A 12,189-nucleotide genomic window follows, 5' to 3' on the forward strand; every position below is an offset into this window, starting at 1 on the left:
CAACCAACTACACACTACTTGCTATCTCATTTATTTCTATTTTTGTTGTTGATGAAATGGAAAACCTACATAAGTGATTTTACCAACTATCTTTTGATAGAAAAAGGGTTGTCACAAAATACAATTGTCAACTATCAAAATGATTGCAACCAATTGGCCTCTTTTTTAGAAACATCCGAAAAAAATCCTTTGACGGTTTCTACATCTGACATTCAGAATTTTTTATACGATTATTCCAAAACACACAAAGCAAGATCTCAAGCAAGATTGATTTCTGGACTGTCTGCCTTTTTTGATTATTTAAACATTGAAAATTATCGAGAAGACAATCCTATGCAAGTTATAGAGTCTCCTAAAATAGGATTGAAACTTCCAGACACTCTCAACGAAGACGAAATCAATCAAATTATAGATGCTATAGATTTGTCTCACCCTCAGGGAGAAAGAAACAGAGCAATTTTAGAAACGCTTTACGGGTGTGGTTTGCGTGTTTCAGAATTGGTGACCCTAAAAATATCCGATTTGTATTTTGATGAAGGATTTATCAAAATTACAGGAAAAGGAAACAAGCAACGTTTGGTGCCCATCAATCCTTATACAGAGAGTATTATTAGTGATTATATTGCCACACAAAGAAGATTAACTCCTCCTAACAAAGGAAAAGAAGACATTGTGTTTTTAAACCGACGAGGCAACCAATTGACCCGAGTCATGATTTTTACTATCATTAAACAATTGGCAGAAAAAGCAAACATAAAAAAAGCCATTAGCCCACATACTTTTCGTCATTCCTTTGCTTCTCATCTGTTAAACGGAGGAGCTGATTTGACCGTTATACAAGCCTTGTTGGGACATGAAAGTATTACTACCACAGAAATTTATTTACATGTAGACAAAACCAAATTGATAGAAATTGTGCATCAATTTCATCCAAGAGCTAAAAACAAATAAAGTCCAATTTAAAGGTTGTTCTGAGAAAATTTCTCAAAATATTCCATTACTTTGGATTGGTATCCGGTTCGAGACACAAAATAGAACCACCTTTCTATAGTTAAATCTTCTATTTCTATAATTTTCAATCTATTATTTATCAAATCTTCACGAACTGCATTGATAGAGATCAAAGCAAAATCATTAGAGTAATTTAGATAATTTTTTATGGCCTCTACACTATTTAAGGTAACCACTGTATTCAATTTTTCAATACCATAAGCATTCAAAAATTGATAAATAATTTTTCTAGTACCTGAACCCAATTCCCTTTCTACCATGGGAATTTCTTGCAATGTTTTTTTATCTATGGTATCGCTTTTCAAAATTGAATTGTTCACATTGGTAACCAATACAATTTCATCTTTTATGAATTTTTTAAATTGTAATTTTTTATGAGTATTTCTACCCTCTGTTATTCCATAATTCAATTGCTGGTTCAGAATAAGATTTTCGATGCCTTCAGAATTCCCACTTTTGATGTTGAAATTTACGTCTGGATATTGTGTTCTAAACTTCACAATAATTTTAGGCATAATATTGTTGACTAACGTGGTGCTTACACCAAAACAAATCTCCTTAGGTAAGTTCTCTTTTAAATCTGAAAATTCATTATCTAACTCTGCATGAATACTTAAAATTCTATCTACATAAGTTAAAAAAATAGCACCATCTCTTGTCAGTTCTATAGAATTTTTATTCCTCAAAAAAAAAGTGCAATAGTAAGAATCTTCTAAACTTCTAATTGTTTTAGAAACTGCAGGCTGAGAAATGAACAACTCCTCAGCTGCTTTGGTAAAACTTAAATGATTGGCAACTACTTTAAAAATATGAAATTTGGTTTTCATGTATTTTTCATAGATTTTAGAACAAAGAAAGATACAAACTTTCTAGAAAAAATAACAAGAGTACGTGTCTTTAAATAAATTACATTTGCGACATTATCAATCAAAACAATGCAAAAAGAAAGTCAAAGAATCATACAAATCAGCAATGCGTTACACAAAGCATCTGATAGCATTAGTATTTTAAAAAATATTACTTGGGACGATTCCATCAAGGAAACATTTTTTAAAAACAATGCACAAAAATTACCTGTCGTTAGTTACAATCCATACAACCCAGAGCCTGTTTTAACTCAAATTAAAGAGGTACGTAAACTATTAGAATCTGACACACCTATTGACAAATGGGCACGTAGAATAGCCAACAAATTAGAAAGCAGTGCTTTGTTATTAAACAGTAGAGGAACCTCTGATTTTTTCAAACATTCTTCAGATTTATTTGGAAAGCCACACAACACCATTCACAATGGTATGTGTACTACCTATGATTTGGCCATTCATTTTGATCAACTTTTTGAGAACATCAAGCATTTGGATTTAGGGGCACCTACTACTCCATCTGTAACTGCGCAAGAATTAGCACAGCATATGGGGGTTGCTGTCAAAGAAATTTTTGGTGATTTGGCTCCTGCTGTTGTATTTGACAGCTCTTTGGCATCAAATGTATTGGCAGGAAGAAGTAAAATATCCATTCGTCCTAATGCTAGATTTACAGACAAAGACATTGATCAATTAATTCACCACGAAGCACATGTGCATGTGGCTACTGCTCTAAATGGTGAAGCTCAACAACACTTAAAAATATTAGGAGTAGAACACGCTGGAACCACAATTACACAAGAAGGTTTGGCTATTTTTGCCGAATTCATTACTGGAAATTCAGACTTAGATAGAATTCAACGTTTGTCTGACAGAGTTTTGGCCATACAAATGGCTATTGATGGAGCAGATTTCATTGAAATTTATCGTTATTTTCTAGACAAAACAGACAATAAAGAACAATCTTTTCAGAATGCAAAAAGAGTTTGTAGAGGTGGTTTGGTTAATGGAAAAGCACCATTTACCAAAGACATTGTTTATTTAGAAGGATTGATAGACGTGCATAGTTTTTTACGAGTAGCCATGACAAGTGGTAAACTAGAGCATTTAGATTTGTTGTTTTGTGGAAAACTAGATATTAGAGATTTGCCTGCACTGAAACAATTATCTGACATGGGATTGATTACCAAACCTAAGTTTTTACCACCTTGGATTCAAGACAAACGTTATTTGTTTTCCTATTTAAGCTATTCTACCTTTTTAAATAAAATCAACTTAGAAAACACCAAAGATTTTTACAAAAATATTTTAATTTAAAAACCACTACATATCAACACTTTACACATCTAAAACACTATAAAAACACACTAAAAATTATATTAAAAAGCACCTTGTTAAAGAACTTAGGATTGTATCTTTAAATAGATGAAAACGGTTATTTATTTGTTACAAAATGTACCATTCTAGCTTTTTTTATAAATAATATCAATTTGATGGATTGCCAGAAATTGATGTAAATACTGGAGATTCACTATACTTAAAAACAAATGGAAATCTGGTAAGCAAACACTAAAATTCCCCAAACTAAAACAAATATTATTTTCTGAACTGTCCTGAAAGGGCAGTTTTTTTATTTCAAACATTTCCTCCGTTTATTCCTACAAAAAATGAACATTTAAATACAATCTAAAACAGTAAATTAGACCGTTATACACCTTTCTTTTCCTCAAATAAAAATCAAAAGATATATGTCTGGAACAACAAACTTGGATGAATTGATAAAAGGAATGACTCCCAATCTAAAAAAAGGTGAGTATGTATTTACAACTGTAACAAAATTTCATACAATAGACCGAAAACTAATTTTTTGCGAATTTAAAGAAGAAGAAGGAACGACACTGGTTCTTGAGAAAAAAACAGCAGACAATCTTCATTTAAAATATGACTACGTTGCATCTTGGATTACACTCATGATTCATTCATCACTTGATGCCGTAGGGTTGACTGCCATTTTTTCAACAGAATTGGCCAAGTACAACATTAGCTGCAACGTGATAGCAGCATACTATCATGACCATATTTTTGTGAATAAAAATGATGCTATCAAAGCTATCGATGTTTTAAATCTACTCGCTAAAAATCATAAATAATCTCCTTTTTTAGACACTCAAAGACACAAATAAAGTGAAATTTGATTCTAAAAATATTTAAGAACGGAATTTTAGCTCCAAAATAATACTGAAGTTCTTTTTTACAACGCAACCTTTTTATAAAATGTGCTCTTATAAATAGAAACGCATCCATATGAAAAAAAATTATAAAATTGTTGCTGTTATTATTATAGGAATCTTGGCTAGTTGTAAAAATGATTCTAAAGAAATTATAACAATATGTGAAGTATCAAACCCTATTGAAGATTTAACTTGGTTAAAAACACAAGTTGAACATGCTAATACCTATCATTATTATATGATGACAACTTACAACAATCAAACAGTGTTTTACAATGGAAACTGTAATCCTGCAGTCAACTATCAGTCTTCTGTATACAATTGCGAAGGAGCACTTATAGGCTACACAAATGATTTGCAAAACGAATTGAAAAACGCAACGCTTTTATGGAAACATACAAAATCCGATTGTGATTTTGAGAATTAGAAAAAGTAATAAAAAAAGCACTTGTTTTAAAACAAGTGCTTTTACAAAAACTAACGAAACTTAAACAATGCTATTAGAATTCTTTTTTACCAAATTCACTTTCAATAAATTTAGATTTGTTTCTTAATTTGTTAAATGTGTATGTTAAATTCAGCGAAACAATATCAACCTCGTACACATAATTGGTTGTGGTGTAAAATACATTAGGTCTAGAGGTAGTGATACGTTGTTCATTAGATTTTAATAAGCCCATATCTATATTTTGCCATTGCAAAGTTGCCGTCAAATTATCATCCATAAAAGACTTTTTAAACGTTAAATTTGGTGAGTAAAATCTAGAATCTTCACCCATTGCTGTATTTCTGTCTGATATATAATTAAAAGCAAACTGAACAGAAGCATTTTCCCAGAACGAATAAGTAGAATTTAGATTAATAGAATAAATGGTTGATTTACTATCTATTCCATAAACTTGTTCTCCTTTTCCGTTTCTGTGGTTGAATGTCAACGCTCCATCAATAGCATAATTGTAAATATTTGCTCCAATAAAGTTGGTCCAATTTTTACTTGGTTTTATGGTTGCTCCTATTTCCAAACCAATTGCATCACTCTTTCCAACGTTGGAGTAAACTCTATTTAAAATACTATCATTTACAACAGGATTTGGGGCATTGTTAGGATCGTTGTCATTGTCATCATATGCCAAAGTATTTACACGGTTGATCACATTTTTTGTATGTCTGTAATATGCCGTAGCGTACACAGAATTCCCTCCTTTAAATCTTTTGTTTACACCCAATTCTACCAAATCAATAAACTCAGGTTTTAATTTATTATCTCCTTGTTCGTATACTTCAGAATGCTCACGCTCAGCAAAACTATTCATTTTAAACGTAGTAGTACGCTCAACTCTTTTACTATAAGCTGCTTTTATATTTGTTTTGTCATTTACTTTGTACTGCAAAGAGGCAGAAGGAAACAACTTAAAATAATCGTATTTGTATACATTTTGCTCAGTATCAGAAACCAATTTTTCTTTGTACTCTCTATTCATAGACTCTGAACGCAACCCTGCTGCATAATCCCATTTTTCTTTACTTCCTGAAAGTTGTGCATAAGCAGAATGAATAATTCTTTTCAATGCAATATTACTAGAGAATTCTGGCACTTGGTTGAATTGAGTATCTCCCAATGTTACATCTTTACGTTGGTAATCAAAATCTCCTGTATGGTCTAAATGTCTAAACTGATATCCAGTTTCAATCGTACCAAAAGTCATAGGTTTCCATTTGTAATCCAAGTTGTAACGCACACCATTCAACGGGTTGTCATTAGTATTACGTTCTTGTTGATAAATAGTCGCATAATCCGTACCACTAACATTATCGTTTTCCGTTGGTCCACCTAAAAAAGTATACTCATATAAGAAAGAAGTACTTAATTTAGATTCGTCCGAAAATTTGTGAGCGTAATCAAAACTTGCCAACGCAAAATCTCCTTTACGCGTTCTTAAGTTGTGGTTGTAGTAAGAAAACTTATTTTCTACGTTTGCACTACCAATAGGACTAACTGTATAATTGTTATAATAAATATCCGCCAATCTGTCTTTTTTCTTTTTACCAGCATACATACCTAAAGAAAACTCATCGGCATCATTTGGAGTATAATCAACGGTAAATCTACCATTGTAACTTACATCGTCAAAACTACGTTCACCATCCGAAGGTAAAAACCTATGTGTGTTGTTAGCAGCGTTAACAATATCCAAACCACCTTCTCTTCTACCCGAAATATCATTACGTTGATAACTAGCTCCCATAGAAAAATTCCATTTGTCTGTTCTAGTATTGTAGGTCGCATCCACTCCATAACGATGTGGATATTCTTTGGTATTGTAATCTTGAATTGCAGGAAATCCACCACGTACATTTACTTGCGCATAGTCTCCATTTATAGCTCCTTTTTTGGTGATAATGTTTAAAATTCCAGCAGAACCTTCTGGATCATATTTTGCTGATGGTGCTGTAATCAACTCTACTTTTTCTAAAGCATTTGCTGGCAATTGTGCCAAAATAGAAGCAGCATCTCCTTGTGTAGGTTTTCCGTTTAACAAAACAGCAAAACTACTGCTACCTCTTACACTAATATCTCCTTCTCCATTTACAGTTACCGATGGTAAATTTTTAATTACATCTACAGCACTTCCTCCTTGACTATTTTGAAACTTATTCGCTTCAAACACTTGTCTATCTATTTTATGAACTACTGTTGCTGCTTCACCTTTTAAAATAACTGCATCCAATTCATTTCCACTAATAGCCAAATTGATGTTTCCTAAGTCTACAAATGCATTGTTTTTTACAACTGTTACATTAGGAATGGTTTGAGTTTTGTACCCCATAAACGTAGCTTCTACTTTGTAAGTACCAGCTTTTATTCCTTTTAATAAGAACACACCATTTTCTTCGGTTACAACTCCCGTGGTTAATTTTCCTGTTTCACTATTATATATAGTTACGGTTGCATACTCCAATCCTTCCTTACTGGTTTTGTCAAGAATTTTTCCTGTAATTTGAGCAGAAGCAAAATTTGACAACATTACAACCATAAAAAAAGTCAACACATTTTTTATGCTATTCATTTTCCTTTGTTTTAATTTATTCATATTTCTATTAATTTTATAGTACAATATTACAACTACAAACTCTCTAATACGTGGTGTATTTGTAAAAGATAAGGTATATTATTATAAAGTATTTTTAAATTGCAAAGGAGTCATTTGGGTGTGTCTTTTAAAATACTTCACAAAATGAGATACATCTTTAAAGTTCAGTTCATATGCTATTTCTCCAACTGATTTGTCTGTATACATCAACATTCTTTTGGCCTCTTGCACCATGTGGGTAGCAATAATTTGTGATGCTGTTTTATCTTGCTTCTTTTTACAAAGTTGATTTAAATTCTGAGAACTAATATTAAGGCAATTGGCATAAAATGAAACATTATTTTTCAATGTTTCATTTAACAAAGCTACAAACTGAGTTACTTTGTCTGTAGATTCTAACTTTTTTTCCTGATGTGTGTATGATATAATCTTAGACAACAAAGCTTTCAACATTCCCTCAATCAATTCCACAGAAGTCTTACTGTTTTTGGTTTCTTGAGACAACATTTCAAAAAGATTGTCAATTACATTATCTGTAGAATCTAAATCTATTTTTTGACTCTTTCCCAATTTCAATAATTGTGTATTGATGTGTTTGTCTAATGTTTTTTCTAAAAAATCCTCTTTGATAATGATTACATATCCTTTCGGAATTGTATTAATTTCCCAATGATGAACTTCTTCTTTTTTGACAATAAACACAACAGGAGGCTGAATTTTATAACTAATTAAATCCATGTGATGAAAACCTTCTCCTTCTGTAAAATAAACCAATTCCAGATATTTACGATGTCTGTGAGGTTTTGTGTAACGCTTGTTCACGTCAAAAGGTTCTATTTTTATATCTACAACAGCAGAAATTTTATTGTACGTATTAATTTTTAAATCCAATAGCTTTTTTATTTACTCTAGGTTACAAAAATAACCTGTCTTAGGTTAATCCAATCTTTTTTTTGGACTTAAAAAACAATAAATAGTTTAAATATTCATTGAAAATAATCCTATTTATCCTTCTTGTTTTTCTCTTTTTCTCATAAAACACACATTTTTATAAACAAACTATTAATTATTGATAATAAGTCTAAATAAATTTTGATGAATCAGCTATAGAGAATACATTTGCCTTGTTTTAAATAAATCTAAATAATAATTAAAATGAAAAAAATAGTATTATTGTCATTTCTAGTAATTACATCCTTTAGCATCTATGCACAAAAAGGAGGTATACAAGGAAAAGTAAGTTCTAAAAATGGGGGTTCATTGGCCTATGCCAACATTAGTATCTCCAATACAAACTACAAAACATTGAGCAATGCATCCGGAGACTATAATTTTAATGAAATTATTCCAGGAGAATATACCATTGTAGCTAAGTTTATAGGGTATAAATCAAAAAACATAAGAGTAAAAGTTATAGCCAATCAAATTACCGAAGTACCTCAGTTTGTTTTGATAGAAAATCAAGAGAAATTAAAAGAAGTAGTTTTAGAAGGACACAAAAAAAATATTTATGTGGCAAAAAATCCTTCAGAAAGTTTACGATTGAAAACACCTTTAATCAAAATACCTCAGAACATTCAAGTTGTAGAAAAGGAATTGATTAGCGACCAGGCTTCTTTTACAATGATGGATGGAATAACCCGTAATGTAAGTGGTGCTCAAATGATTGAACATTGGGGAAGTTTTGCTCGCATAAATATGCGTGGTTTTAGAATTGCTCCTATGAGAAACGGAATGAACCTTACCACTTCTTGGGGACCACTAGCTGAAGATATGAGTATTGTTGAGCGTGTAGAGTTTGTAAAGGGACCAGCTGCGTATATGCTTGCTTCGGGTGAACCTGGAGGTTTTTTTAATGTAGTAACTAAAAAACCTAGTAGCAACAGAGTGGCAGAAGTTAATTTTTCAGCAGGTAGTTTTAATACTTTTAGAGGGGCTATAGATTATGGAAATACACTTGTAGATGGTAAACTACAATATAGAGTAAATTTCATGAAAAGCACTCAAGGTTCTCATCGTGATTTTGAAACAACAGACAGAACTTCTTTTGCTCCAACCTTAAAATATTTATTTACAGATAAGACCTCTTTATCTGCAGAATATATTTATCAAAAAGTAAAAATGCCTTATGGAGGTGCCTATGTTTTTGGGCCAGCATCGGCAGGATTTGCAAGTTTAGACAGAGATTTTTCAGCTCTTGAAGAAGATTTTCAAGAAACAGACATGAAAGAAAAACAAGTATTCACAAACTTTACTCATAAGTTTAATGACAATTGGGAATTTCAAGCACAGTATTCAAATTTAAATTACGAACAAGAAGGAATGTCTCCTTGGGCAGTGTGGGGTAGTGTAAAAGAAAATGGTGATATCACAAGATATGTAAGTAGTGCAGATGCTATCATAGAAATTAATGCTACACAAATATTTGTAAATGGAAATTTTAATACAGGTAAAATAAGTCATAAAATATTAGCCGGTTTTGATTACAACAATAAAAATTCTTGGCACGATTGGAGTCAATCTGCAGTCATTGATGTAACGCCTTTCAACGTCTACAATCCTGTTTATGGAAATGCTGTTTTTCCTGATTTTGACAGAAGTAAAAGTGTAAAAAATAGAGATGGTTTGGTAAAATATAAAACACTTACAAAAGGATATTATTTACAAGATGAAATTGGTTTCTTTAAAGATAGATTAAGAGTTTCTTTAGCAGGTAGATATACAGATGCAGATATAATCCGAGATGCTACAGAAGATAAAGGTTCTCTATTTACTCCAAGAGTTGGTCTTAGCTTTGATATTTTATCAAATTTTACAGTTTATGGGTTGTATGACCAAGCTTTTACACCACAAACTGGTGCTAGTAAAACCAATGAAACGTTTGATCCAGAAATTGCAACAGATATTGAAGGAGGTCTTAAAAAAACTTGGTTTGATGGAAAATTAAATACGTCTTTAACTGTATTTCAAATCACAAAAGATAACATTTTAGTGACCGATCCAGAAGATGCTAATTTCTCTGTTCAAATAGGTCAAGTACAATCTAAAGGATTAGAATTTGATTTGCAAGGACAAATTACTCCAGAATTAAACATGGTATTAAATTACTCAAACACCAATGTAGAAGTTACTAAAGATTCAGACCCTACAATTGTAGGTACTAAAGTTGCCGGACATTCTAAGCATATTACAAATGGTTGGTTGAATTATAATTTTAATACAGCATCAAAATTAAAAGGTTTTGGACTGTCTTTAGGGTATCAATATTTAATAGATCGTTCTTCATGGGCATGGGCAACAGATGGAAAGGACCCAATATTACCAGATTACTTTAGATTAGATGGTGGGGTTTCTTGGAAAAACAACAAAGTTAGTGTTCGACTAAATGTAAATAACATTCTGAATGAATATTTATATTCTGGAGCTGGATATGGAGATTATTTATACTGGCAAACTGAACCTGGAACAAATGCAAGGTTCACAGTTGCTTATAAATTTTAATAAGAATCAGTCCTTAGTCTCTTTAATCATAGAATTCATAAATACTAAAAACATGAAAAATATATTTTTAACATTAAGCATAGTACTGTTTGCGTGTACTAACAGTTTTGCACATTATATGTGGATAGAAAGTAATCCTAATGGAAAAATTGGACAATCTCAAGAAGTAAAAGTTTTCTTTGGTGAATATACCTACGGAGAAATTGAAGAAACTGAAAGTAATGCTTTTAAAAGTGTAGAAAAATTCACTCTTTGGGCCATAGATGCTAACGGAACTAAAGCTGAATTAAAAACAACCGCTAAAGACAATTACTATTTAGCCGAGTTTACTCCTAAAAACAACGGAACTTATACACTAGTTTTAGACAACAACGCTATTGATGTAATTGATTACACTAAATATGATTTTGGAATTTTTAAAACACACTATCACGCTGTGGAAAAAGTACAAGTTGGTATCAAAAATAACCCTACAGCAGCTGTAAACACCAATGGAATTACAGTAAAAGATGTCTCAGAAAAAGAAAATACCATCAAACTACAAGTGTTATTCAAAGACAAAGCTTTGGCTAAAAATGAAGTAAAAATATATGTAGCAGATATGTGGACTAAAACATTAACTACGGATGAAAATGGTTTTGTAACCTTTAATTTGCCTTGGAAAACAAAGTACATTGTAGAAACTACTTATAAAGAAGAAGTTCCTGGTCAATACAATCACAAAGATTATCAATTTAATTGGCATTGTGTAACCTACTCAATATTATAAATTTAAACCCCTAAAAGAATATCCCTAAGCTAGATTTGTTGCTTAGGGGTATTTCAAATTTTAAGAATTAAGATGATTACGATATTACTTACCATCATATTTTTCACTTTTTACATTTTCTACGCTACCACAGAAAGAATAAAAGTAATTCATAGTTTAGGGTTTGAAAAAAACATTCAAACTCATAAAAAACAAACCAAAATAATAGGATTTTTACTATTCATGATCAGCATTTTTTTATCAATCTATACTTTAGGGATTTGTGTCGGAATTTTATTTCTAGTGATAAGTTTTATGACTCTTGGAGGATTTGTTGTTTTACTGAGTCCATTACAAATCATCAACTATAAAAACATTAGTATTCTGATTTTTTTGTTCTTCTTCATCGAATTGTTTCAACAACTAACTTCTATTTAATATGCCAGCAAATCCAAAATATTTAAATGCCTCTAATTGGCAACGTTTTTCTAAAATATCTGCTGGAATTCTAGGAGGCTATTTTGTTAGCATTACTTTTCATATGGCTTTGTGCTATTTTTTTCATCATGTAAACGTTATTATTACAGCTACTTTTACAGGATTCATTCTTTGGGCTATTTTATTAGTCTTGGCTTTTTTAGCTAAAAACGGATGGAAAATTTGGGGACTCTATCTTTTAATTTCTCTCTTTTTTTCTGGCATTATTTACATCAGCAAACTTTACTTTCCTATTCAATAAAATT

General features: G+C 31.3%; 10 protein-coding genes. 7 read left to right on the forward strand and 3 right to left on the reverse strand.

Translation table 11 applies throughout. The annotated features are described in order from the left end of the window. Window positions 1-51: 51 nt before the first annotated feature. Entirely contained in the window at window positions 52-951 is a 900-nt protein-coding gene (gene xerD, locus Q4548_RS13570; protein ID WP_303455910.1) for a site-specific tyrosine recombinase XerD, read from the forward strand. An 8-nt stretch (window positions 952-959) separates the two neighbouring features. Here xerD and Q4548_RS13575 read toward each other — a convergent pair whose 3' ends face one another. Beyond that, complete coding sequence (locus Q4548_RS13575) at window positions 960-1,838, reverse strand: LysR substrate-binding domain-containing protein (RefSeq protein WP_303455912.1); 879 nt, start codon at window positions 1,836-1,838, stop codon at window positions 960-962. A gap of 108 nt (window positions 1,839-1,946) precedes the next feature. On the opposite strand from Q4548_RS13575, the gene Q4548_RS13580 reads away from it, so the two are divergent. The 3 genes from Q4548_RS13580 (at window position 1,947) to Q4548_RS13590 (ending at window position 4,532) form a co-directional block, all read left to right on the forward strand. Next, window positions 1,947-3,191: a flavohemoglobin expression-modulating QEGLA motif protein gene (locus tag Q4548_RS13580; protein WP_303455914.1), complete on the forward strand. Its 1,245-nt coding sequence runs from the start codon at window positions 1,947-1,949 to the stop codon at window positions 3,189-3,191. A 431-nt stretch (window positions 3,192-3,622) separates the two neighbouring features. Beyond that, complete coding sequence (locus tag Q4548_RS13585; protein ID WP_303455916.1) at window positions 3,623-4,024, forward strand: ACT domain-containing protein; 402 nt, start codon at window positions 3,623-3,625, stop codon at window positions 4,022-4,024. Window positions 4,025-4,178: 154 nt separating this feature from the next. Next, complete coding sequence (locus Q4548_RS13590; protein WP_303455917.1) at window positions 4,179-4,532, forward strand: hypothetical protein; 354 nt, start codon at window positions 4,179-4,181, stop codon at window positions 4,530-4,532. A gap of 73 nt (window positions 4,533-4,605) precedes the next feature. Here Q4548_RS13590 and Q4548_RS13595 read toward each other — a convergent pair whose 3' ends face one another. Then, on the reverse strand, window positions 4,606-7,173 hold the full coding sequence (locus Q4548_RS13595) for a TonB-dependent receptor domain-containing protein (protein WP_303455918.1): 2,568 nt from the start codon (window positions 7,171-7,173) through the stop codon (window positions 4,606-4,608). A gap of 105 nt (window positions 7,174-7,278) precedes the next feature. Further along, the gene (locus Q4548_RS13600; RefSeq protein ID WP_303455920.1) at window positions 7,279-8,088 is read right to left on the reverse strand and encodes a helix-turn-helix domain-containing protein; all 810 of its coding nucleotides are present in this window, start codon (window positions 8,086-8,088) and stop codon (window positions 7,279-7,281) included. A gap of 264 nt (window positions 8,089-8,352) precedes the next feature. Here Q4548_RS13600 and Q4548_RS13605 point away from each other — a divergent pair, with 264 nt between their 5' ends. The 3 genes from Q4548_RS13605 to Q4548_RS13615 all read left to right on the forward strand — a co-directional run bounded on the left by Q4548_RS13605 (window position 8,353) and on the right by Q4548_RS13615 (window position 12,185). Continuing rightward, window positions 8,353-10,698: a TonB-dependent receptor gene (locus Q4548_RS13605; protein ID WP_303455921.1), complete on the forward strand. Its 2,346-nt coding sequence runs from the start codon at window positions 8,353-8,355 to the stop codon at window positions 10,696-10,698. A 52-nt stretch (window positions 10,699-10,750) separates the two neighbouring features. After that, window positions 10,751-11,467 carry a DUF4198 domain-containing protein gene (locus Q4548_RS13610; RefSeq protein WP_303455922.1) on the forward strand — a complete coding sequence of 239 codons (717 nt, stop codon included), beginning with the start codon at window positions 10,751-10,753 and terminating at the stop codon, window positions 11,465-11,467. A 418-nt stretch (window positions 11,468-11,885) separates the two neighbouring features. After that, complete coding sequence (locus tag Q4548_RS13615) at window positions 11,886-12,185, forward strand: hypothetical protein (RefSeq protein WP_303455923.1); 300 nt, start codon at window positions 11,886-11,888, stop codon at window positions 12,183-12,185. Window positions 12,186-12,189 lie beyond the last annotated feature (4 nt).

It is taken from the genome of Wenyingzhuangia sp. 2_MG-2023 (assembly GCF_030548295.1).
In the GTDB taxonomy this organism is placed as follows: Bacteria; Bacteroidota; Bacteroidia; order Flavobacteriales; family Flavobacteriaceae; genus Wenyingzhuangia.